Raw genomic sequence first — 22419 nt, 5'->3', positions numbered from 1 at the left:
TCAGGCATCTGTGGCGTTTGTGTTGTCTTGTATCACAGACTGTATCCCACTTTGTATCACAACGATAGTCCTGAAATTTACTCGCTATCAGCCGTGTTGAAGCTTTTGCTGTACGGGCAATGTTTCGACTTCGTGATATAGGTAAACGTGTAAATGCTATTGCTATAAACACAGAGAGTCCGACCATTTTCCATCGTCGATTGATCTGGGTTACTCATCGTTATTCGACCCGCGTTGGCACTAAACGGCAACAATAAACTGCAAAATATCAATACAGAACCTTTCATCCTTAACCCCTCAATGTTCGTTTTTCACCAATCACGACAGCTTAGCAAGCTTCAATCTCCTTAGACGATTATAGTAACTACGTTGATCAATTTTACCGATCGATTTTATAGTATCAATCGATTAAAGTAATTTAATCACATCCTTGTGTTTGCCTATGGTGCACAAACTTTACTCAACTAATGAGGCTATTATGAAAAAGATTGTTGCGGTATTTCTGGGGGTTAGCATGTCCAATTGCGTGCTGGCGGGTGATGGATCGCCTGAACTGAAATCAGAAAGCCAGGCTGTTATTCGTAATGCTGGCTATCAATGTGACAAAGTGAATGGTGTCTTCCCTGCTGCTTTTGGTGGCTCAGTCACTGTGTTCTGCGATGACGTATATCAGTACATAATTAAGGACAAAGGCGGGCGGTATACCGTCGAAGTTAATGATTAAGGACTTGTATCATGGCAATAAGGTCTTGCAGAGAGTGTGGGCAGAAGGTTTCTTCAGAAGCGAAAGTGTGTCTAGGTTGTGGTGTTAAAAAACCATATCAGTCTCCCGTGAGAGGATTCATTTTTTTAGGTTTCATCGCAATCGCGATTTATAAAGGATGTAGTGGCGGTGGTAGTGAGAATACTGGGAACGCCTATTACTCGAATGATGTAGCTAGCAATGATGCCCCAACAAGCCAGCCATTTGTTGCGCGTGAAGCAGTAAAGGTAAAGAAAGCTGCGTCGGTGAACCTTATGCCAGCATCAACTACGCCATTCACTCAATCTCAAGTCTGTAAGGCAGCAATTGCAGGTATGTTCGGTAAGAGTGTGGGTAAAACTCAAGTAGCCAAAACGAAAACGGCTGGAGTGTTTACTGTTTCATACATGCGCCCTTCGGATAACCAGCGTTTTTCATTCAACTGTAAATTATCTGATGACAACGTGATTTGGACAGAGTCAGGTCAAAGTTCTAACCGTTGGCGGGGTACTAGTAATGTTGAATTTAATGTGGTGTTTATGGTTCGATATGACGAACTCACAGTGAAAGAGTTACACGCGGACTCTGACGACGTAACGTACAAATTCAGAATGAAAGATTTCCGATGACGAATCTCAAGGGCTGCATCTAGCGGCCTCTTTTAGTAACGTCATGTTGAAAACAAAACAAGATGCAAGCTCAGCTAAACGGATCCATATTTATTGAGTTAGTTACTCATTCTCTTGACCAAGTATCCTTTTAAATAATGATAACCAACTGATAATATTAATATTTAATCAGAGTAATCTGAAGAGGTTATTCTGCTAACCCAGTCAAACATGATCTGCATATGGTTGCCATTTGGTCTAATCATTCCGACTTGGCAAGCATTAACACCTGTTGTTTCCCCTATCAGAATACGCCCATCTAGCATATGTACTTTTATACCCACCCCTTGTTTAAAGCACTTATTGCAGATAGAGAAAAAGTCTTTCCTTGTTGGGTCACATGGCTGAACATTAAAAACATCAGCAGCAATAAGTCTTGCGGTTAAACTTTCGCCAATCGGCAATTCTTCGAGTGATGCGAGAAACTCAAGTTTTACCTCAATCCTATTGCTTCCCTTAGCTTCATCAGATGCCAAGATCATATTTTCTTTCTGATTAAACTTTGAAATATAACCGATTATTGATTGCCCGTTGCCGCTTACCAACTTTACAGGATAATCATTGAAGCGTAGAAATTGTATCCTGCGAGCAAGCGTAGAATATTCACGGGGCCATTTTTCCGCTTCTCGACCATATGAGATATCATTCATAACAGTTGTACCTTAGAACCAGTTTTAGCACATTAAACAAAAAAGCCCCGCAATCACGGGGCTTAGTACTATAAACTATATTAACGCAGCAGAGACAGTACGTTCTGCGTGGTCTGGTTAGCCTGCGCCAGAACAGAAGTACCCGCCTGTTGCAGGATCTGTGCACGAGACATGTTAGATACTTCGGTCGCGTAGTCGGAATCTTCGATACGGCTACGAGCAGAAGACAGGTTGTTTACAGTGTTGCCCAGGTTGGTGATAGCAGAATCGAAACGGTTCTGTACTGCACCCAGGTCGGAACGCAGTGCGTCAACTTTAGCCAGAGCGTCATCCAACGCTTTCAACGGATCGGAGGTAGATGTTGACTTTGTGGTGGACTCGGTAGTCAGTTTACCACTTTCATTTAGGTAAATTTTTGAGCCAGCGTTGTTTGTGACAGCACCATTGGAGTGAGCATAGTAGTTCACAGTTTCTTTAGCGACGTTGGTCAGTTTACCTTCGATATCGGTAAAAGCATCCTTAGCTGTAGCAGCAGTTCCTGCGCCATCCGAATCATATTTTACAGCGCCCGCAGTAACTGAATATACACCAGCCCCTTGGCCGTCAGTAACCGTGAAATCACCAGTGCTGATATCTTTTGCCATTTCCGTAGCTGAAATTTTTGCTCCGGATACGTCTACTGTTGCGTTAGACGGAGTAGTCATTGCAGTTTTTGCAAGCGTACCCGCTGCTACACCTGCGGTATCACCCGCAGTTTTTGCGGTTCCTGTAGCAAAAGCAGTTGCAGCGGCTTCAGCATCAGCAGTATCAGCACCGCCGTTAATTTGAGCGTCATATGTTGTTTTATAATCTGCATTATATTTAGTAGCATAAGCATTATCATATGCAGTTTTATAAGCAGCTGAATAAGCATTAGCTTTGTGCATTTCTGCACTGCCGCCTACTGAGGTAATCGTAGTATCTCCAACTTTAATCGTTGTGTTTACGGCTGATGCAGTCGGATTACCATAAGCGTCTAAACCGGTAGTATCGGTATTAGCAATCAGATTATCCCAGGTAGCCGCCTTAGTCTGGCCGTTACTTGTCTGGGTCAGGTTACCCTTAGCATCCAGAAAAAGCGCTTTGCCATCTGTGGATGTGATAGTTCCGTCTTTACTTACTTTTACATCTTGGGTAGTTGCGCCAATTTTTACATTCGCGGTGAATGAATCCCCGGCGTTTGGAGCAAATTTATTCAGAGCGTTTGTAGAAGAAACTCCTGTCGCGCTAAAGCTATACGATTTACTTGCTGCATCGTAAGTGTATTTATTATCTGTGGCTGCAACGCCAAGCCCATTACCGGTGCCGTCAAAATGTAAGGTGCTTTTATCTTTAACGCTTGTCATCACATCTGAGGCTGTCGCTTTAGCATTATCGACATCCTTTTTGAAAGTAATGGTACCATCTTTATCAGGTACACCTTTATCAAATCCAGCCAGCGTCAGGCTATCTGCAGTAGCAGCTTTGTTCGCTACTTCACCTTTACCGTTCACGTTGAAGCCAGTCAGGCCAAGAGTCTTAGAGGTGATTTCTTTCAGGTCGATAGTGATGGTTTCGCCATCGTTCGCACCAACCTGGATTTTCATGGAGCTGTCGGACGCCAGCACTTTCACGCCGTTGAACTGAGTCTGACCGGATACGCGGTCGATTTCGCCCAGACGCTGGGTGATTTCATTCTGGATAGAGTCCAGGTCGGACTGGGAGTTGGTGCCGTTGGTTGCCTGAACAGCCAACTCACGAACACGCTGCAGGTTGTTATTGATTTCAGACAGCGCGCCTTCAGTTGTCTGAGCAACAGAGATACCATCGTTGGCGTTTCGGGAAGCCTGAGTAAGGCCTTTGATGTTAGATGTGAAACGGTTAGCAATCGCCTGACCTGCAGCATCGTCTTTCGCGCTGTTGATACGCAGTCCGGAAGACAGACGCTCGATAGCCGAACTCAGAGAAGACTGTGATTTGTTCAGGTTATTTTGAGTCAACAGCGACAGGCTGTTAGTATTGATGACTTGTGCCATAAAATTTTCCTTTTGGGTGTATAAGCCAGGCTTACCTGTGTCATTCAAGTTATCGACAACTTTGACCTAAACTTTATATTTTTTTTGTTAATATTAAATTATTGTTTTAACTATATTTAATACACAAAGTTCCGCTGTTCGTCATATACCCAATACGATAGAATTTTCATCAGGTATGTCTTATCTCGTCTCTTCACAAAAAATTGCTAAATGATTGTCTGATCGGTCAAGCATGTTCCGTTAGCTTCCAAAGGCAACTCTCGATCTTTTACAAATATCATACAGGTCAATGACATTGACCTAGCTGGTATCAACAATCTAACGTTTTATGACACCAGTAAACCCTACCCTAAATTAGTATCATTAAATTAGCACATTGACATTATGATACCATTAGTTGATTATGATACCGTTTTTGACACCAATCAGGAGAGCGATTATGAGCCGTACATTTGCATATTGCCGTGTGTCTACCAGCGAACAGTCAACAGAAAACCAGATTATGGCGATTCGTCAGGCTGGTTATGAAGTGCCTGAGAATCGTGTTGTCTCGGAGACGGTATCCGGTGGCGTACAGGCAATGAAGCGTAAAGGCTTTGCCGATATGGTTACTCATAAGCTGGAAGCTGGGGATCGACTAGTGGTGCTGAAGCTAGATCGCTTAGGTCGTGACAACATCGATGTGCAGCAAACTATAGCGATGTTGGTAGAAAAAGAGATAGATGTAGTGTCGCTGGATCTGCCTGTGCGTAACCTTTCCAGCGCGGAAGGGAAGCTGATGCTACAAATGTTTTCAGCGTTTGCGGAGTTCGAAAAATCCCGCATTATTGAACGCACAAAAGAAGGATTAGTAAGAGCCAGGAAGGAAGGGAAGAAGTTAGGCCGTCCGGTTGCGGCAGATACCCTTCAGCGTGTACAGGAAGCCAGAGCTAAGGGGCTGAGTCAGTCCAAAGCGGCGTTAGCATTGAATTTAAGTCTCCCGACTATCAAACGAAACTGGAACATCAAAGAGGCGTAAGATTTAACCTGTCTTCACTCAGATTCAGATGCTGCCCTGCCAACGTTTGAGGCTTAATTATGGCTATTTTCGGGTCAATTAATTCGAAATATTCTGGCGACAGTAACTCCAGCGGAGCCGCACACCAGCTTAAATCCACCTGGAAAAGATAGTGATGGAGTGCTATATTTAAAAGTTAAGCCGTAGTATATGAGAGAAGGCATTGTTAAACGCAATGAGCGCTATCGTGAGCGTTTTTTGTAGTATGGGTAATGCGTAGGTACTACTTCCTAATTTGAAGGCCGTAGAGAGCGTTACACTAAGGATTTAGCAATTATGGTTTTTATTGCTCAATTTTGATGTTGAGTGGACCCGATCCCCATTTCCGGTCTGATACTTTCCACGCTCTTTCGCCAGATACGATACCCACAGAAAAGGCCCCTCGAGCGTTTTCGGCTTATTTCTTTCGATAATGTAATAATTCGGATATCTTTCCGTTGCCTTTGGCAGCTCCACCAGCGCTGCTTTACCGCCCGTCAGACCCATCCAGATTTCAACAATGCTTCCGGCAATGCCACTTGTGGGTGTCCCAAGGCGTCTGACCTGTCGATGCGGGAGGGCAATCCAGCAATGGTAATGCACCTGTTTTGCTTTCTCTTGCTCCCGTACCCAGCCATAAGCAAAGTTGAGGATCGGTTCTGCCAATCCCTCAGGCCTGTTTAATTTAGCCCTCAGGCGTTCACGTAGTTTTTTAAACAGGTCGCTTACCCACCTGTTGCCTGTGTCTATTGGGGTATTCTCAGGTAAGCGTAAATCGAAGCGAGAGAAGTAAACCCGGCTGTAGATGGACAGTATTGCATCAAGCTGTTCTGCTATAGGGGTAAGGATATCAAGGCGAACACCAGATTGGTCGGTGGTGTTGATCGGGTAGGAGTAACCATGACGAATGAAAACATCACCATCGATTACCCTGTAACGCCCGTGTGCATGACCTTTGGTTGTGTAAGGCGTAGCCTGTGTGAGCATTGACTGAGCACATCCTTCTTCTGACACAATACCCCCCAAGTTAGTTATATAAACAACCCTCGCGTACACGCACACACGTATAAGTTATTACCATCTGACCACCGTAAAACGAAGCGGGTACAGGTAGTGCAAACCCCATCAAGCAAAGCCTGACGGCAAAAAAGATGGATGAAATTTTTTCGAAGAAAGTTTACACGGAATATAGAAACCTAAAATAACAATAACTCAAAACAAATAGCAGTGCAAAGAATATTTTAATCTGCGGTATTTTTCAGGTTTGCTTCTGCAATTTTTCCGTTTTTGCGATACTCCGACATTGTGCTTCCCTGTCGATAAACGCTTAGCTACGACTCAGCAAACCCATTGAATTAGAATGACTATCACTAAAACCAGTCAACACTATCAACGACTGGAAGCAAATCCGAAACTTTCATCTTGCCCGTGTAAACCTTGGTTTGTCCTTGGTTTGAATGTTCGTGACCTATCGTTTGCTGAACAAGTGTGAGGGTGTGCTTTGCCTGAATTTCAGTTACGAAAGTGTGACGTAAGCTATGCACAATACGTCTATTTTTATAATCATCAAGATAATCAATACCCAATTGTTCACGTATCGCATGAAAAAGCCGCGTTACCTGACTTGTATTAGTGATTTCGGGGAACAAATTAGTATCTGCCTTTTTGCTATCCAAATAATCCAAAAAACCCATATTGATCAAACGTTGTGAGATAGGAACCTGCCGAATCCCTGCCTCAGTTTTACTATCCCCAATCATTATGTAATGTCTCTGACTGTCCTCGTCCAACCGCACATCAGAAACATTCAGTTTTGCGATTTCAGAGCGCCGAGCGCCAGTATACGCCAGTAGCAAAAAAACCCATTTTTTCCAACCATCCAAAGTCGCGAAGTGACATACCAATTTTCGCATTTCTGCTCCGGTGTAATAACCATAGCTGAGGCTTTTAGCTTGGTACGGAACATTAAGTGTCGGTGATGATTCAAGAATATCCTCTTCTTTAGTCAGGTAGGTTGAAAACAGTCCCTGACACAACTTCAGATAATCTTTGACCGTTTTGGGTGAAACCAGGTCTGCTTCTGGAACTTCATCCAAGTCCAAACATTGCTCAATAGTCATTCGGTTATAAGGCCTCTTATTCTGACGAGGTAAACCTTCAACTACCTCAAGCAGGTTTTTAATATCGCGCCGAGTAATGTCAGAAACTTGAGTATCAGCTCCCAAAACTGCCTCTATCACTTCATAGTATTTTTCATTCCCCTGCCGAATTTTAGGGGTCCAGCCCGACCTAAAATTTACAAAACCTTTCCATGCCTCAGATAGGGTCAGTTTAGAGCGCAATGGTTTTTCAGGCTTATCCTCTGAGATGGAAACGTTATAATTGTCAGGTCGCATAGAGTTAACGATCTGGCGATAATCAGAATGTCGTTGATCCATAAAGGCTATATGTGCATCGCAGTAATGTCTCAAGAGAAGGTCGTACTCTGAGGCCAAATAATCGACTTCATCCGCCATGCCCGTAAGATCAAACTGGCTACCAAGTTGCTCTATGACTGAATCTGTCGACAGCGGTTCAACATCTTGTTTAAAGGTTCCATCAAGTAGTAATCCAAAATCACGCGCATTACGTTTTTCACGAGCCAATGAACCGGATTCTCGCAGGGTGTTACGTACAGTTGCGGGAATTTTTTTTGCTGCGGCGTAAAAATCTGCCTGAATTTTAAGCAAATAACGATCAATATCGTCTTGTTCTAACTTCTTCATTTTCTGCACTATATCCAATAGTTGGGCTGGCTCCATCTTGGACGATTTTACAAAAGAAATGAACATCGAGAGACGGGAAGATATAAATCTTGCTCTACTGGCTGAATCGCAGCCCAGCGACACACGAAAGAAACCGCCTGAAGGCAGTCTAAAATGAAGGCTGTAACGGTTGCCACGCTTTAGGATATTCGGGATGGAACAGCCGTTGGTGTGCCTCGTCTGTATCACAGTCTGTGTCACATTTTCACCTATTAAGGCCTGAGACACACCAACGTATTGTTTTTGAATGAGTTGAAGCTGACCGATAAGCCGGGTTCTGTCGTGGACAGTCATTCATCTAGGCCAGCAATCGCTCACTGGCTCAAGCAGCCTACCCGGGTTCAGTACGGGCCGTACCTTGTGAACCCCTATTTGGCCTTGCTCCGGGTGGAGTTTACCGTGCCACGGACTGTTACCAGCCGCGCGGTGCGCTCTTACCGCACCCTTTCACCCTTACCTGATCCCACTTGCGTGGGCCATCGGCGGTTTGCTCTCTGTTGCACTGGTCGTGGGTTTCCCCCCCAGGCGTTACCTGGCACCCTGCCCTATGGAGCCCGGACTTTCCTCCCCTCCGCCCGTCTCCCCCGAAGAGGACGACGACGAAGCGGCGACTGTCTGGTCAGCTTCGGCGCGCAGTATAGAGGGTTTGCGGGGCATTGTCACCCCGCACTGCGCATTCCTATCGCCAACGTGGCGGCGATGTTTCTTGAAGCGCGATAAATATTATCAAATGCCCCACGAAAGGCCTCTTCCAGCGTGCTGATGGTGGTTAATACGCTAAACACCGCATCGATACCATATTGATGCACCACCTCCACATCGCGCGTCAGGCTACCGCCAATACCAATTACCGGCTTGTGGTACTTCTTCGCGACATTCGCCACACCCACCGGCACTTTGCCGTGAATGCTCTGGCTGTCAATCCGCCCTTCTCCGGTCACCACCAGCGTACAGTCATGAATATGCTCTTCCAGATTGAGCGCCTGGGTCACAATCTCAATACCACTGCGCAACTCCGCACCTAAAAAAGCCATTAACGCGGCGCCCATTCCGCCTGCCGCACCAGAGCCAGGAACGTCTTTCACATCAACCCGCAGCGATTTTTTAATGATGTCGGCATAGTGAGACAGATTGCGGTCCAGTTCGATAATGCGTTCTTCCGTCGCCCCTTTCTGCGGGCCAAAAATGCGCGAAGCGCCAGTATCGCCGGTAAGTGGATTGGTCACATCGCAGGCCACGCGAATTGAGCAGGTTTTTAAGCGCGGATCCAGGCCCGTTATATCGATGGTGTTCAGACTCTCCAGGCTTCCACCACCGTTGCCAATCTCTGTCCCGTTGGCGTCGCAGAGTTTCGCCCCCAGCGCCTGCACCATACCCGCGCCGCCGTCGTTGGTCGCACTGCCGCCAATACCAATAATGATGCTCTGCGCACCGCTATCCAGCGCCTGCAAAATCAACTCCCCGGTGCCGCGCGACGTGGTGACTAACGGGTTACGCTTTTCAGGTGGAACCAACGCCAGACCGCTGGCTGCCGCCATTTCGATAAACGCGGTTTTACCATCTCCAGACATGCCCCAGCAGGCATTCACTTTTTCGCCCAGCGGCCCCGTCACCCACGCTGAATGTTCACTCCCCTGCGTAGCGGCAATCATGGCTTCGACCGTTCCTTCACCGCCATCGGCAACCGGGACAGAAACATATTGCGCATCGGGGAAAATTTCCCGAAATCCTTTTTCTATTGCCTGAGCTACCTCGGTGGCAGAAAGGCTTTCTTTATAAGAGTCTGGGGCAATTACGATTTTCATAGTTATGTAGCCTGACAGTGCCGCGCAAGGCAAGAAATACAGGGCGCGCATCCGCGCCCTTCTTGTTAGCGAGTGACTTCCACTTTCGCCAGTTTTTCGTAGTAGCATGCGAGTGCGCTATGATCGGCGGTGCCCAGCCCATCAGCGCGTAGCGCCTGCATCATCTCCATGACTGCAGCAGTCAGCGGTAACTGAGCGCCAACGCCATGAGAGGTATCCAGCGCGTTCGCCAGATCTTTAATATGCAGGTCGATACGGAAACCCGGCTTAAAGTTTCTGTCCATAACCATCGGCGCTTTCGCATCCAGTACGGTGCTTCCCGCCAGCCCACCACGGATCGCCTGATACACCAGATCCGGGTTTACGCCCGCTTTGGTCGCAAGCGTCAGCGCTTCCGACATCGCCGCAATGTTCAGCGCCACAATCACCTGATTCGCCAGCTTGGTGACGTTACCCGCGCCGATATCACCGGTATGTACCACGGAACCTGCCATCGCCTTCATCAGATCGTAATATTTGTCAAAAATCGCTTTATCACCGCCAACCATCACCGACAGAGTACCGTCGATGGCTTTCGGTTCACCGCCGCTTACCGGCGCGTCCAGCATATCCACGCCTTTCGCTTTCAGCGCGTCGCTGATTTCACGGCTGGCTAACGGCGCGATGGAGCTCATGTCGATCAGCACTGTCCCCGGTTTCGCCCCTTCAATAATGCCGCCCTCTCCCAGCGCCACTTCTTTCACATGCGGAGAATTCGGCAGCATGGTGATGATCACATCGCACTGCTCGGCAATATCTTTCGCCGTGGCGGCGGTTTCTGCGCCTGCGGCAATCACTTCCGCAATGGATTCCGGGTTACGGTCAGCAACCACCAGCGAGTAACCTGCCTTGAGGAGGTTTTTACTCATTGGTTTACCCATAATACCGAGGCCAATAAAACCAACTTTCATTGTCATGTCTTTATCTCTCTCTACTGTCGAGGGTGGTTATTTCTTAAAAGAATCAGCCAATTTTTGCGTGGCTGAACGGAACACGCCAAGATCGCTGCCAACGGCAACAAACGTCGCGCCCCACTCCAGATAACGACGCGCATCCGCCTCTACCGGGGCCAGAATGCCGCTTGGTTTGCCGTGTGCTTTCGCGCGGGCAAAAATGTGCTGGATAGCTTTCTGCACATCAGGGTGTGACGCATTGCCGAGGTGGCCTAACGCCGCAGCCAGATCGCTTGGGCCGACGAAGACCCCGTCGACGCCTTCTGTCGCCGCGATTGCGTCAACGTTATCGACGCCCTCCTGACTTTCGATCTGCACGATGATGGTGATGTTCTTATTCGACTGCGCAAAGTAGTCCGGTACGGTGCCAAACATATTGGCGCGATGGGATACGGACACGCCGCGAATACCTTCCGGCGGATAGCGGGTCGACGCCACGGCGTTCACCGCCTCTTCTTCCGTCTCCACGAACGGGATCAGGAAATTGTAAAATCCGATATCCAGCAGGCGTTTGATAATTACCGGCTCGTTGGTCGGTACGCGCACTACCGGCGCGCTGGCGCTGCCTTTCAGCGCCATCAATTGCGGGATAAACGTCGATATGTCGTTCGGCGCGTGTTCGCCGTCCAGCACCAGCCAGTCAAAACCCGCCAGGCCTAAAACTTCGGTACTGATTGGGCTGGCTAATGCAGACCAGCAGCCAATCTGAATCTGTTGCGCCGCGAGAGCCGCTTTAAACTTATTCGGAAAAATCGTGTTATTCATCGCTTACACCTTTGTTTATTTCTGCAATTCCATACGTTTAATGTCACCGACAATAAACAGGTAGCAAACCATTGCCATCAGCGCCGAGCACCCTACAAACATCAGCGCAGCATTAAATGAGTGCAGCTCGCTCACCAGATACCCAATCACCAGCGGGGTGACGATGGAAGCCACATTGCCAAATACGTTAAATACCCCACCGCACAGACCGACAATCTCTTTCGGCGCAGTATCGGAAATCACCGGCCACCCCAGCGCCCCGAAGCCTTTACCGAAGAACGCCAGCGCCATCAGCGCCACCACCAGGGTGGTGTTATCGGTGTAGTTACACAGAATAATGGTCGAGGCGAGCAGCATTCCGAGCACAATCGGCAGCTTACGTGCCAGAGTGATGCTGAAGCCACGTTTAATCAGATAATCAGAGAACACGCCGCCGAGTACGCCACCGGCAAATCCGCACAGCGCAGGGATCGAAGCCACCAGGCCCACTTTCAGGATCGACATGCCTTTTTCCTGTACCAGGTAAATCGGGAACCAGGTGAGGAAAAACCAGGTAATTGTGTTGATAAAATACTGTCCGAAGAACACGCCGAGCATCATACGGTTAGTGAGCAACTGCTTGATATAATGCAATTTAGGACCGCCTGACTTCACATCACCCGGCTTTTTATGGTCCATATCCACGACCGCGCCGTTTTCAGAGATAAACTTCAGCTCTTCTTGCGACATACGCGGGTGATCGGTTGGGTTATGAATAAACTTTACCCACAGTCCGGTGAGCACAAAACCAATCACGCCCATCACGGTAAAGACGTGTTCCCAGCCCCAGGCGAAGGTCAGCCAGCCCAGCAGCGGCGAAAACAGCGCCAGAGAGAAATACTGTGCGGAGTTAAAAATTGCGGACGCCGTACCGCGCTCTTTCGTCGGGAACCAGGCCGCCACGATACGGGCATTCGCCGGGAAGGACGGCGCTTCCGAGAAGCCCAGCATAAAGCGCATGATGAACATTGAAATACCCGCCCAGGCCAGCGGGAACATGTCGACAAAGCCCTGCAGGAAGGTAAACAGCGACCAGAAGAACAGGCTGTAGGTATAGACTTTCTTTGAACCGAACTTATCCAGCAGCCAGCCGCCGGGGATTTGCATTAACAGGTAAGCCCAGCCGAAAGCGGAGAAAATGTACCCCATTGAGATGGCACTGAGCTGTAACTCTTTCGCCACTTCCGTGCCGGCAATTGACAGCGTTGCACGGTCCGCATAGTTAACGGCTGTAACGATAAATATTATCAGCAATATTAAGTAACGGGTGTGCGTGCCTTTCTTTTTCTCGACAACTGTATCCAGAATCATTCTAATTACCTCGGGTACATTAAATTTTTATTATTATTGGGTAGATATTCCTGGTGATAAATTACTGATAATAAGAATGCTTAATAATTTATCAGACGCTATGAAACCGTGATTTAGTATAATCAGCAGCGCAACGTTAATCATTGTGCAAGCGCTCATTAAACATGCGTTATTAAAATAATGTTTTGGGCATATGCACACATACATGGGCGCTAATGCACACATTTACGTATTGCTACCCCTGGTGGGGCGGCCTTGCTGAGTTTAAGTGATCATCATCACATTCTTGGCGATAAACTCCTGACATTCTTATTTCACGATACCGAATCTTTATTACTTATAATTAGATTCAAAATATAAATATCCAAACTATTATCACCATCTTGTTGGAGAATACTGGACAATGGCCGACATCGAAATCAGACAAGAATCGCCAACGGCGTTTTATATTAAAGTTCACGAAACAGATAATGTGGCGATAATTGTCAATGACAATGGTCTGAAAGCTGGGACGCGTTTTCCAGACGGACTGGAACTCATTGAACATATTCCCCAGGGACATAAAGTGGCGCTCTTGGATATTCCTGTTCGCGGCGAAATCGTGCGTTATGGCGAAGTGATAGGCTATGCCGTTCGCGATATCCCACGCGGCAGTTGGATTGATGAATCAATGGTTGAGCTACCCAAGGCCCCGCCGCTGGAGACGCTGCCGCTGGCAACCAAAGTGCCAGAGCCGCTGCCGCCTCTTGAGGGTTACACCTTCGAAGGTTATCGCAATGCGGACGGTAGTGTCGGCACCAAGAATCTGCTCGGTATTTCCACCAGTGTGCACTGCGTGGCGGGCGTGGTGGATTATGTGGTGAAAATCATTGAGCGCAATCTGCTGCCCAAATACCCGAACGTTGACGGCGTGGTCGGACTCAATCATCTGTACGGCTGCGGCGTGGCGATTAATGCCCCAGCCGCCATCGTGCCGATTCGTACCATTCACAATATTGCGCTAAACCCGAACTTTGGCGGTGAAGTGATGGTCATTGGCCTCGGCTGCGAAAAACTGCAGCCAGAGCGCCTGCTGGAAGGCACGCACGATGTGAAAAGTATTCCGGTCGACAGCGCCAGCATCGTCAGCCTGCAGGATGAAAAACACGTTGGCTTTCAATCGATGGTTGCCGATATTTTGCAGGTGGCCGAACGCCATCTGGCAAAACTCAATCAACGCCAGCGTGAAACCTGCCCGGCATCAGAACTGGTGGTCGGCATGCAGTGCGGCGGCAGCGATGCGTTTTCAGGCGTGACGGCCAACCCGGCGGTCGGTTATGCCTCCGACCTGTTAGTACGCTGCGGCGCCACCGTAATGTTCTCTGAGGTTACCGAAGTGCGCGATGCCATCCATCTTCTGACCCCACGTGCGATTAACGAAGAAGTAGGTAAACGCCTGCTTGAAGAGATGGCCTGGTACGATAACTACCTTGATATGGGCAAAACGGATCGCAGCGCCAACCCTTCTCCTGGCAACAAGAAAGGCGGTCTGGCAAACGTGGTGGAAAAAGCGCTGGGTTCTATTGCCAAGTCTGGCAAGAGCGCGATTGTCGAAGTCTTGTCGCCGGGCCAACGCCCAACCAAACGCGGCCTGATTTACGCGGCTACACCCGCCAGTGATTTTGTCTGCGGTACGCAGCAGGTCGCTTCCGGGATCACCGTGCAGGTGTTCACCACCGGTCGCGGTACGCCGTACGGCCTGATGGCCGTGCCGGTGATAAAAATGGCGACCCGTACCGAGCTGGCCAACCGTTGGTTTGACCTGATGGACATCAACGCAGGCACCATCGCCACCGGGGAAGAAACCATTGAAGACGTGGGTCTGAAACTGTTCGAGTTTATTCTCGACGTCGCCAGCGGGCGTAAGAAAACCTTCTCGGATCAATGGGGACTGCATAACCAACTGGCGGTGTTTAACCCGGCGCCAGTGACCTGATTATCCACGTTTTTTCTTCATGAGCATGCCTTCGGGCATGCTTTTTTTTGCTATATACTTTCGCAATCCTCCCTTTTCTTTCGAAACTTTCATTTATCAGATCGAAATCACAAAAAAACGTTACGAAACCCTATACTTTATTTCGAAGAAAGCAATCGAAAGACTTCGGAGGAAGTATGTTTATCATCTCAAGCAAAATGATGCTGAAGAAGGCACAGCGAGAAGGCTATGCCGTACCGGCGTTTAACATTCACAACCTGGAGACCTTACAGGTTGTCGTGGAAACAGCAGCCGAACTACGCTCTCCGTTGATCGTCGCCGGCACGCCTGGCACTTTTAGCTATGCCGGTGTCGGTAATATCGTTGCAATCGCCAGTGAACTGGCAAGATGCTGGAACCATCCTCTCGCCATCCATCTCGATCACCATGAAAGCGCCACCGATATTGAAGAGAAAGTCGCTACAGGTATTCGCTCCGTCATGATCGATGGTTCCCATCTGCCGTTTGTCGACAACATTGCGTTAGTTAAACACGTAACGGATTACTGCCATCGCTATGACGTTAGCGTTGAAGCTGAGCTGGGACGGTTGGGTGGACAAGAAGATGACCTAATCGTGGACGGAAAAGATGCGCTTTATACCCACCCAGAACAGGCTCGGGAGTTCGTGGAAAAAACCGGTATCGACTCACTGGCGGTCGCGATTGGCACGGCTCATGGTCTGTATAGCACTGAACCTAAACTGGATTTTGAACGGCTAACAGAAATTCGTCAGTCCGTTGATATTCCACTGGTTCTACATGGCGCATCCGGCCTGCCAGCGCATGATATTAAGCGCGCCATCTCTTTAGGGATCTGCAAAGTCAATGTCGCTACCGAACTCAAAATCGCCTTTTCTGGCGCACTCAAAACCTATCTGAGTACACATACTAATGCGAATGACCCACGGCATTACATGATGCCAGCAAAAGCCGCCATGAAAGAAGTGGTACGTAAAGTCATTGCCGACTGCGGTTGCGAAGGAAAACTATAAGTAACTGATTAATATGAATTGTATGAATTCTGGCAAAGGTCTGTTTTAAAGCTGGATCACGAAAGCTGCTTTTACCCTTTGCCTTCAATCCAAAAATATTATGAAGATAAACAAAAGATATCGGAGATAGAAGTGAAAGAAATAATCTCTCGTCATAAAGCAGGTGAACATTTAGGTATTTGTTCTGTTTGTTCAGCACATCCGTTGGTCATTGAATCCGCATTACGCTTTGATCTCAATACGGACAGTAAAGTTCTGATCGAAGCAACGTCTAATCAGGTTAATCAGTTTGGTGGCTATACCGGGATGAAACCCGCCGATTTCCGTGATTTTGTCTATGGCATCGCACAAGAAATTGGCTTCCCTCGAGAAAGACTGATCCTGGGGGGCGATCACCTCGGCCCTAACTGCTGGCAAAATGAAGTAGCGGCAGAAGCGATGCAGAAATCCGTAGCCTTGATTAAAGCTTACGTCGCCGCAGGATTCAGCAAAATCCATCTTGATGCTTCAATGTCCTGCGCTGACGATCCGACACCGCTAGACCCGATGGTTGTTGCTCAGCGAGCAGCCATACTTTGCCAGGCAGCAGAATCAACAGCAACCGAAGAACAGAAACGCCAACTGACTTACGTGATTGGCACTGAAGTTCCCGTACCTGGTGGAGAAGCCACCACCATCGGTAGCGTTCATGTCACACGTGAAGAAGATGCCGCCCGGACACTGGAAACCCATCAGGTTGCCTTCAGTGCATTAGGGCTTGAAGAAGCGTTAACGCGCGTAATCGCCATTGTGGTCCAGCCCGGCGTCGAATTCGATCACACTCAAATTATTCACTATCAGCCACAAGCTGCAAAAGCGCTTTCCGCCTGGATCAAAGAGACCCCAATGGTCTACGAAGCGCATTCTACCGATTATCAAACCCGCCAGGCATACCGTGCGCTGGTACGCGATCACTATGCGATTTTGAAAGTGGGTCCAGCACTCACCTTCGCTCTGCGTGAAGCTATTTTTGCCCTTGCGCAAATGGAAAATGAACTGGTATCTCCGGAGCAAAGAAGCCGGGTATTGGAAGTGATTGACGAAGTTATGTTGAATGAACCGGACTACTGGAAAAAATACTATCGCCCAACCTGGAGTCAGGCGATGGTTGATATTCACTTCAGTCTCTCCGACCGTATTCGTTACTACTGGCCGCATCCCCGCATTCGTCAAAGCGTAGAGAAATTAATAACCAATCTTAATGACGTCGCTTTACCACTGGGGCTAATTAGCCAGTTTATGCCCGTGCAATTTGAGCGTCTGTCTGAAGGAACATTAACCGCGACGCCACACAATCTGATTATCGACAAAATTCAGGACGTTCTGCGCGCCTATCGCTTTGGTTGCGCACCAGCACTTGCCTGAAATCAGGAGAATATATGAGCCAACTTTTTGTCCGAACAGGAATTAACTTTAGCTCGTGTCAGCATGCGCTGACACATATTGGGGAGGAGATGCTGGCCAAAGGGGTCGTGCACGAAAGTTACCCGCAGGCCCTGATTGAGCGTGAAGCAACCTTTCCAACTGGAATAGCGCTGGAACGTCATGCCGTTGCGATTCCACATTGTGAAGCTGTCCATGCTAAATCTCCTGCTATCTATCTGATTCGCCCGGATACACCGGTCAACTTTCAACAAGCGGATGATGATGAAGAGATCGCCGTCTCTTTAATTATCGCCTTAATCGTTGAGAACCCGACGGCACAACTGAAGCTCCTGCGTCGTCTGTTTAGTGAGCTACAAAACCCGAACACCATTGAAGCATTACTGAATGCGCCCGATGCAGAACTGGCAATGCTCTTTCGGGAAAAAATCCTTGAGTCTGAGCTCTGTGCCCAGATTTGATAAAAAACTGATAATAAAAGGAATACCCTATGAAACGTAAAGTAATTGTGGCCTGTGGCGGTGCTGTAGCAACTTCAACAATGGCTGCAGAAGAAATTAAAGAACTCTGTGAAGCCAACAATATACAACTCGACCTGGTTCAGTGTCGTGTAACAGAAATCGAAACCTATATGGACGGCGCAGACCTCATTTGTACCACGGCTCGCGTTGACCGTACATTTGGCGATATCCCGGTGGTTCACGGCATGCCTTTTGTCTCAGGCGTGGGTATCGAAGCATTGCAGCAAAAAATCCTGACCATCCTCGTGGGGTAACGCCATGTTTAGCGAAATAATGCGTTATATCCTCGATTTAGGTCCAACGGTTATGCTGCCGTTAGTGATCATCATCTTCTCAAAATTGCTGGGAATGAAGCTCGGGGATTGTTTTAAATCTGGTCTGCATATCGGGATTGGGTTTGTCGGCATCGGTCTGGTAATCGGCCTGATGCTGGACTCTATTGGACCTGCCGCAAAAGCAATGGCAGAACAGTTTCAAATCAACCTGCACGTCATCGATGTCGGCTGGCCTGGTTCATCACCGATGACTTGGGCTTCGCAAATTGCGTTAATTGCGATTCCTGTCGCCATTGGGGTGAATATCCTGATGCTGGTTACCCGCATGACCCGTGTGGTGAATGTCGACATCTGGAATATCTGGCATATGACGTTTACCGGCGCCATGTTGCATCTGGCGACCGGTTCATACTGGTTGGGCATCCTCGGTGTGGTTGTTCATGCCGCCTTCGTCTACAAACTGGGCGACTGGTTTGCCAAAGACACGCGCGACTTTTTTGGTCTGGAAGGCATCGCCATTCCACATGGTTCCTCGGCATATCTGGGCCCGATAGCGGTCCTGGTTGATACGATCATTGAAAAAATCCCAGGTCTGAACCGCATTCATTTCAGTGCGGACGATGTACAAAAACGCTTCGGCCCCTTCGGCGAGCCCGTGACCGTCGGTTTTGTGATGGGGTTAGTGATCGGCATGCTGGCAGGGTATGACGTTAAAGCAGTGCTCCAACTGGCGGTGAAAACAGCTGCCGTTATGTTGCTCATGCCGCGCGTCATTAAACCGATTATGGATGGACTCACTCCCATTGCAAAGCATGCTCGCAAGCGCCTGCAGGCAAAATTTGGTGGCCAGGAGTTCTTGATTGGCCTGGATCCTGCGCTACTGCTCGGCCATACGTCGGTGGTTTCCGCCAGTCTTATCTTTATCCCGCTGACCATTCTGATTGCCGTTCTGGTACCAGGAAACCAGGTTCTGCCATTCGGCGATCTCGCGACCATTGGTTTCTTTGTCGCCATGGCGGTAGCCGTTCATCAGGGAAACCTTTTCCGCACGCTGATCTCCGGCGTCATCATCATGGGTATCACCCTGTGGATAGCCACGCAAACCATTGGTTTACATACCCAGCTAGCCGCCAATGCGGGCGCATTGAAAGCTGGTGGCATGGTGGCTTCAATGGACCAGGGCGGTTCCCCAATCACCTGGCTGCTAATCCAGCTCTTCACCTGGCAGAACGTGGTGGGTTTCATCATTATCGGTGCTATTTACCTGTTGGGTGTACTGCTGACCTGGCGTCGGGCGCGTAATTTCGTGGCGGCTGAAAAAGCGGCAGCCATAACAGAAAGCCAGACCGCATCTTAATTTCTGGGGAGCATTTGCTCCCCTTCACTTTTCTGGAGACACTTATGAAATCAGTGGTTATTCACGCTGAGGGCGACGTACGCGTTGAAGAACGTCCCATACCACAACTGCAAACTGATGAAGATGTACTGGTCAAGGTGGTCAGTTCAGGGCTTTGCGGCTCAGATATTCCCCGAGTCTTCAATCATGGCGCTCACTATTATCCAATCACACTTGGGCATGAGTTCAGTGGCTATGTTGAGTCTTACGGCGCGGGCGTAACCGATCTACAACCCGGAGATGCCGTTGCCTGCGTACCGCTGCTCCCCTGCTTCCACTGTCCTCAGTGCGAGCGTGGATATTTCTCATTGTGTAAGCAATATCAGTTTGTCGGATCGCGCAGCGAAGGCGGCAATGCAGAATATGTGGTGGTAAAACGCGCCAACCTGTTCCGCCTGCCTTCAGAAATGCCGATTGATGATGGCGCATTCATTGAGCCCATTACCGTTGGCCTGCATGCTTTTCACCTCGCTCAGGGATGCGAAGGCAAAAACGTGATCATCGTTGGTGCAGGTACTATCGGTTTACTGGCAATGCAATGTGCTCGCGAACTCGGCGCAAAAAGCATCACGGCGATTGATATCAACCCGCAGAAGCTGGCGTTAGCAAAAGAACTGGGGGCAACCTATGTGTTTAACAGTCGGGAGATGAGTGCGACCGAGATCCACTCCAGTCTGGAGAACATTCAATTTGACCAACTCATCCTGGAGACTGCGGGAACCCCACAAACTGTTACTCTGTCGATCGAAATTGCCGGACCTCGCGCTCAACTGGCATTAGTCGGTACGCTGCATCACGATCTGGCGCTAGCTTCAGGTGTTTTTGGGCAAATATTGCGTAAAGAGTTAACCATCCTTGGCAGTTGGATGAACTATTCCAGCCCATGGCCTGGAGAAGAGTGGGAAACCGCTGCCCGTTTACTCACGGAGAAACGCTTACAGCTTGAGCCGTTAATTGCCCACAGTGGTGATGCCGACAGCTTTGCCAGCGCAGTCAAGTCACTCAATGGCGCGCCGATGCAGGGGAAAATTCTGCTCAAACTCTCCTGACCCAACGAGCCAGCAACCTGCGCTGGCTCACATTTACTTTCGAAATTTAGCGTTCACCTTTCGCAATCCTTCGATTAAACTAGTGGCAGTCAAATTATCAGGCAAATCAATATGAACTCATTTGAGAGAAGGAATAAAATTGTCGACCTGATTAATACGCAAGGTAGCGTACTGGTAATGGATCTTTCGAATACCTTTGGTATTTCTGAAGTAACCATTCGCGCCGACCTGCGGTTATTAGAAGAGAAGGGTCTGGTCACCCGTTTTCATGGCGGTGCGGCAAAACCAGGAAGCCATCTGGCTGAAGGTGACAATCAGGAAGTATTATTAGAAGACCGGTATCAGCTTGCCAGCGATCCCAAAAAGCGGATCGCTCAGGCTGCAACGGCAATGGTCGAGGAAGGAATGACCGTGATTCTGGATAGCGGAAGCACGACCTTACTGATCGCTGAGGCGCTAAACCGAAAAAGTAATATCACAGTTATTACCAATAGCCTGCCCGCTGCGTTTACGTTATCGGAAAACAAAGACATTACGCTGGTCGTCTGCGGCGGCACGGTGCGTCACAAAACTCATTCAATGCATGGCACTATCGCTGAACGTTCCCTTCAAGGGATAAGCGCAGACCTGATGTTCGTTGGCGCCGACGGGATTGATGCCACTAATGGTATAACGACATTCAACGAAGGCTATTCGATTAGTAGCGTGATGGCTGCTGCGGCACATAAGGTTATTGCCGTACTGGATGCAACAAAATTTAACCGACGAGGTTTTAATCAGGTACTTCCAATGGAGAAGATTAACTGCGTAATAACCGACGACAGTATCAGCAAACAGGATAAATCAGCGCTGGCCAAAACAGGGGTTGAACTGCTGGTCGTTTAAATTACCCTCCATAGCCCCCCTTTCGTCGCGCCAACGCGTTGCAGTTTGCCTTTTAGCTGCAACGCTTTCAGATAGCGTTCTACAGTTCGGGCTGAGATTTCACACTCATCAGCGATACTTTTGGCGGATCTGCCTGGCTGATTCGACAAGATTCGTAGTATGCGTTTTTCAATATCCAGTAAATCAGGCGACATTTCTTCCGACATTTCTTCCGACATTTCTTCCGACAGGGCTGATGATTTCCCCAATCCCTCTTGCAAAGCAGAGATGATGTTTTCAAGGATAAATTCTATAAATGGCGTGCAGCTACTTTGTCGATCGCACTGCCCTAACACCTGGTAGTAGCGATCCTGTTGGTAGTGGATCAGTGTCTCTACTGGTAACCACGCCAATTCCGATCGCCACTCACGGAGGATTAATGTCTGCCACAACCGGCCCATCCGTCCATTGCCGTCGGCAAAAGGATGAATGAATTCAAATTCATAATGGAAAATAGCACCAGCAATCAGTGGGTGGAGCTCTGTCGTTTTTAACCAGCCCAGTAGGTCATTCATCAATCGAAGAACTTGTGACGCCGGTGGGGCCATATGGATAAGCTGTTTCTCCCTGTAAACACCGACATTGCCGGATCGCAATTGACCCGGGTTATCGACAAGCCCCATCATCAGGATTTGATGTGCCTGTAAAAGATCGGAGAGTCTTTCACTTTTCCACTCTGACATTTTTTCATAGGCCAGAATCGCATTTCTGACTTCCTGTATATCTTTAGCCGGAGCCAGAATACGTTTCCCCTCCATCAGAGCGGTGACTTGTTCCGTAGTCAACGAATTATGCTCAATCGCTAAAGAGGCCTGAATAGTGCGAATACGATTCTCTTTGCGCAAAAGAGGAGATGCCCTACCAGCCATCGCCGCCCAATTTCCCATCAACTCCCCAATTTCAATGACTTGATTGAGGATCAATGGAGTGATGACGAAAGGTGGTTGGTAGGTGCTCACT

At 48.5% G+C, this 22419-nt stretch carries 21 protein-coding genes and 1 other RNA gene; 11 read left to right on the top strand and 11 right to left on the bottom strand.

The features are described 5' to 3' along the window. Nucleotides 1–77: 77 nt before the first annotated feature. The gene (locus HV314_RS27245; RefSeq protein WP_071977982.1) at nucleotides 78–287 is read right to left on the bottom strand and encodes a hypothetical protein; all 210 of its coding nucleotides are present in this window, start codon (nucleotides 285–287) and stop codon (nucleotides 78–80) included. Between the two features lie 191 nt (nucleotides 288–478). Here HV314_RS27245 and HV314_RS03015 point away from each other — a divergent pair, with 191 nt between their 5' ends. Further along, a complete protein-coding gene (locus HV314_RS03015; protein ID WP_069219473.1) occupies nucleotides 479–724 on the top strand; it encodes a hypothetical protein in 246 nt (81 codons plus the stop codon). Nucleotides 725–735: 11 nt separating this feature from the next. Next, nucleotides 736–1371 (top strand): hypothetical protein, encoded by a 636-nt coding sequence (locus HV314_RS27240; protein WP_239006815.1) that lies wholly within the window; start codon nucleotides 736–738, stop codon nucleotides 1369–1371. Nucleotides 1372–1535: 164 nt separating this feature from the next. Here HV314_RS27240 and HV314_RS03005 read toward each other — a convergent pair whose 3' ends face one another. After that, nucleotides 1536–2060 carry a phase-1 flagellin repressor protein gene (locus HV314_RS03005; RefSeq protein WP_069219472.1) on the bottom strand — a complete coding sequence of 175 codons (525 nt, stop codon included), beginning with the start codon at nucleotides 2058–2060 and terminating at the stop codon, nucleotides 1536–1538. 80 nt (nucleotides 2061–2140) lie between these two features. Next, entirely contained in the window at nucleotides 2141–4114 is a 1974-nt protein-coding gene (locus HV314_RS03000) for a flagellin N-terminal helical domain-containing protein (RefSeq protein WP_181547283.1), read from the bottom strand. Nucleotides 4115–4553: 439 nt separating this feature from the next. Here HV314_RS03000 and HV314_RS02995 point away from each other — a divergent pair, with 439 nt between their 5' ends. After that, on the top strand, nucleotides 4554–5132 hold the full coding sequence (locus HV314_RS02995) for a recombinase family protein (protein ID WP_053263615.1): 579 nt from the start codon (nucleotides 4554–4556) through the stop codon (nucleotides 5130–5132). 306 nt (nucleotides 5133–5438) lie between these two features. Here HV314_RS02995 and HV314_RS02990 read toward each other — a convergent pair whose 3' ends face one another. The 7 genes from HV314_RS02990 to garP all read right to left on the bottom strand — a co-directional run bounded on the left by HV314_RS02990 (nucleotide 5439) and on the right by garP (nucleotide 12866). Next, entirely contained in the window at nucleotides 5439–6137 is a 699-nt protein-coding gene (locus HV314_RS02990) for a YagK/YfjJ domain-containing protein (protein WP_053263614.1), read from the bottom strand. A gap of 383 nt (nucleotides 6138–6520) precedes the next feature. Then, nucleotides 6521–7915 carry a tyrosine-type recombinase/integrase gene (locus tag HV314_RS02985; protein WP_233592723.1) on the bottom strand — a complete coding sequence of 465 codons (1395 nt, stop codon included), beginning with the start codon at nucleotides 7913–7915 and terminating at the stop codon, nucleotides 6521–6523. A 289-nt stretch (nucleotides 7916–8204) separates the two neighbouring features. Next, an RNA gene (gene rnpB / locus HV314_RS02980) (RNase P RNA component class A) lies at nucleotides 8205–8581 on the bottom strand. A 32-nt stretch (nucleotides 8582–8613) separates the two neighbouring features. Continuing rightward, nucleotides 8614–9759 carry a glycerate 2-kinase gene (gene garK, locus HV314_RS02975; RefSeq protein WP_047358544.1) on the bottom strand — a complete coding sequence of 382 codons (1146 nt, stop codon included), beginning with the start codon at nucleotides 9757–9759 and terminating at the stop codon, nucleotides 8614–8616. A 65-nt stretch (nucleotides 9760–9824) separates the two neighbouring features. After that, nucleotides 9825–10715 (bottom strand): 2-hydroxy-3-oxopropionate reductase, encoded by an 891-nt coding sequence (gene garR, locus HV314_RS02970; protein WP_016154635.1) that lies wholly within the window; start codon nucleotides 10713–10715, stop codon nucleotides 9825–9827. A gap of 30 nt (nucleotides 10716–10745) precedes the next feature. Then, nucleotides 10746–11516 (bottom strand): 2-dehydro-3-deoxyglucarate aldolase, encoded by a 771-nt coding sequence (garL, locus tag HV314_RS02965; protein WP_046275519.1) that lies wholly within the window; start codon nucleotides 11514–11516, stop codon nucleotides 10746–10748. 15 nt (nucleotides 11517–11531) lie between these two features. Next, on the bottom strand, nucleotides 11532–12866 hold the full coding sequence (gene garP, locus HV314_RS02960; RefSeq protein WP_003024898.1) for a galactarate/glucarate/glycerate transporter GarP: 1335 nt from the start codon (nucleotides 12864–12866) through the stop codon (nucleotides 11532–11534). Between the two features lie 403 nt (nucleotides 12867–13269). On the opposite strand from garP, the gene garD reads away from it, so the two are divergent. The 8 genes from garD to HV314_RS02920 all read left to right on the top strand — a co-directional run bounded on the left by garD (nucleotide 13270) and on the right by HV314_RS02920 (nucleotide 21420). Continuing rightward, nucleotides 13270–14841 (top strand): galactarate dehydratase, encoded by a 1572-nt coding sequence (gene garD / locus HV314_RS02955; protein ID WP_181547281.1) that lies wholly within the window; start codon nucleotides 13270–13272, stop codon nucleotides 14839–14841. Nucleotides 14842–15017: 176 nt separating this feature from the next. Next, on the top strand, nucleotides 15018–15872 hold the full coding sequence (locus HV314_RS02950) for a tagatose bisphosphate family class II aldolase (protein ID WP_103284275.1): 855 nt from the start codon (nucleotides 15018–15020) through the stop codon (nucleotides 15870–15872). 132 nt (nucleotides 15873–16004) lie between these two features. Continuing rightward, complete coding sequence (gene gatZ / locus HV314_RS02945; RefSeq protein ID WP_181547279.1) at nucleotides 16005–17276, top strand: tagatose-bisphosphate aldolase subunit GatZ; 1272 nt, start codon at nucleotides 16005–16007, stop codon at nucleotides 17274–17276. A gap of 14 nt (nucleotides 17277–17290) precedes the next feature. After that, nucleotides 17291–17755 (top strand): PTS galactitol transporter subunit IIA, encoded by a 465-nt coding sequence (gene gatA / locus HV314_RS02940; RefSeq protein ID WP_019077770.1) that lies wholly within the window; start codon nucleotides 17291–17293, stop codon nucleotides 17753–17755. A 29-nt stretch (nucleotides 17756–17784) separates the two neighbouring features. Continuing rightward, nucleotides 17785–18069: a PTS galactitol transporter subunit IIB gene (gene gatB, locus HV314_RS02935; protein ID WP_003828616.1), complete on the top strand. Its 285-nt coding sequence runs from the start codon at nucleotides 17785–17787 to the stop codon at nucleotides 18067–18069. A 4-nt stretch (nucleotides 18070–18073) separates the two neighbouring features. After that, nucleotides 18074–19447 carry a galactitol-specific PTS transporter subunit IIC gene (locus HV314_RS02930; protein ID WP_016154648.1) on the top strand — a complete coding sequence of 458 codons (1374 nt, stop codon included), beginning with the start codon at nucleotides 18074–18076 and terminating at the stop codon, nucleotides 19445–19447. Between the two features lie 44 nt (nucleotides 19448–19491). After that, entirely contained in the window at nucleotides 19492–20535 is a 1044-nt protein-coding gene (gene gatD / locus HV314_RS02925) for a galactitol-1-phosphate 5-dehydrogenase (protein WP_181547277.1), read from the top strand. A 111-nt stretch (nucleotides 20536–20646) separates the two neighbouring features. Further along, complete coding sequence (locus HV314_RS02920; protein WP_003828620.1) at nucleotides 20647–21420, top strand: DeoR/GlpR family DNA-binding transcription regulator; 774 nt, start codon at nucleotides 20647–20649, stop codon at nucleotides 21418–21420. On the opposite strand, the gene HV314_RS02915 is transcribed toward HV314_RS02920, so the two are convergent. Then, nucleotides 21417–22418 (bottom strand): Fic family protein, encoded by a 1002-nt coding sequence (locus tag HV314_RS02915; protein ID WP_181547275.1) that lies wholly within the window; start codon nucleotides 22416–22418, stop codon nucleotides 21417–21419. The genes HV314_RS02920 and HV314_RS02915 overlap by 4 nt on opposite strands. Between the last annotated feature and the right edge of the window lies 1 nt (nucleotide 22419).

It is taken from the genome of Citrobacter sp. RHBSTW-00887 (assembly GCF_013728095.1).
Classification (GTDB): domain Bacteria; phylum Pseudomonadota; class Gammaproteobacteria; order Enterobacterales; family Enterobacteriaceae; genus Citrobacter; species Citrobacter braakii.
The sequence above is the reverse complement of the archived record's forward strand: the minus strand, read 5'-3'. Positions and strand labels throughout refer to the sequence as shown.

What these genes read in the sequence shown, in the direction of transcription:
- garP (WP_003024898.1), bottom strand. Translation starts at nt 12,866, where the DNA reads ATGATTCTGGATACAGTTGTCGAGAAAAAGAAAGGCACGCACACCCGT.
- HV314_RS03005 (WP_069219472.1), bottom strand. Translation starts at nt 2,060, where the DNA reads ATGAATGATATCTCATATGGTCGAGAAGCGGAAAAATGGCCCCGTGAA.
- garR (WP_016154635.1), bottom strand. Translation starts at nt 10,715, where the DNA reads ATGACAATGAAAGTTGGTTTTATTGGCCTCGGTATTATGGGTAAACCA.
- HV314_RS02990 (WP_053263614.1), bottom strand. Translation starts at nt 6,137, where the DNA reads ATGCTCACACAGGCTACGCCTTACACAACCAAAGGTCATGCACACGGG.
- HV314_RS02950 (WP_103284275.1), top strand. Translation starts at nt 15,018, where the DNA reads ATGTTTATCATCTCAAGCAAAATGATGCTGAAGAAGGCACAGCGAGAA.
- HV314_RS03000 (WP_181547283.1), bottom strand. Translation starts at nt 4,114, where the DNA reads ATGGCACAAGTCATCAATACTAACAGCCTGTCGCTGTTGACTCAAAAT.
- HV314_RS02985 (WP_233592723.1), bottom strand. Translation starts at nt 7,915, where the DNA reads ATGAAGAAGTTAGAACAAGACGATATTGATCGTTATTTGCTTAAAATT.
- gatD (WP_181547277.1), top strand. Translation starts at nt 19,492, where the DNA reads ATGAAATCAGTGGTTATTCACGCTGAGGGCGACGTACGCGTTGAAGAA.
- HV314_RS02930 (WP_016154648.1), top strand. Translation starts at nt 18,074, where the DNA reads ATGTTTAGCGAAATAATGCGTTATATCCTCGATTTAGGTCCAACGGTT.
- HV314_RS27240 (WP_239006815.1), top strand. Translation starts at nt 736, where the DNA reads ATGGCAATAAGGTCTTGCAGAGAGTGTGGGCAGAAGGTTTCTTCAGAA.
- garK (WP_047358544.1), bottom strand. Translation starts at nt 9,759, where the DNA reads ATGAAAATCGTAATTGCCCCAGACTCTTATAAAGAAAGCCTTTCTGCC.
- gatB (WP_003828616.1), top strand. Translation starts at nt 17,785, where the DNA reads ATGAAACGTAAAGTAATTGTGGCCTGTGGCGGTGCTGTAGCAACTTCA.
- garD (WP_181547281.1), top strand. Translation starts at nt 13,270, where the DNA reads ATGGCCGACATCGAAATCAGACAAGAATCGCCAACGGCGTTTTATATT.
- HV314_RS03015 (WP_069219473.1), top strand. Translation starts at nt 479, where the DNA reads ATGAAAAAGATTGTTGCGGTATTTCTGGGGGTTAGCATGTCCAATTGC.
- HV314_RS02995 (WP_053263615.1), top strand. Translation starts at nt 4,554, where the DNA reads ATGAGCCGTACATTTGCATATTGCCGTGTGTCTACCAGCGAACAGTCA.
- garL (WP_046275519.1), bottom strand. Translation starts at nt 11,516, where the DNA reads ATGAATAACACGATTTTTCCGAATAAGTTTAAAGCGGCTCTCGCGGCG.
- HV314_RS02920 (WP_003828620.1), top strand. Translation starts at nt 20,647, where the DNA reads ATGAACTCATTTGAGAGAAGGAATAAAATTGTCGACCTGATTAATACG.
- gatA (WP_019077770.1), top strand. Translation starts at nt 17,291, where the DNA reads ATGAGCCAACTTTTTGTCCGAACAGGAATTAACTTTAGCTCGTGTCAG.
- HV314_RS27245 (WP_071977982.1), bottom strand. Translation starts at nt 287, where the DNA reads ATGAAAGGTTCTGTATTGATATTTTGCAGTTTATTGTTGCCGTTTAGT.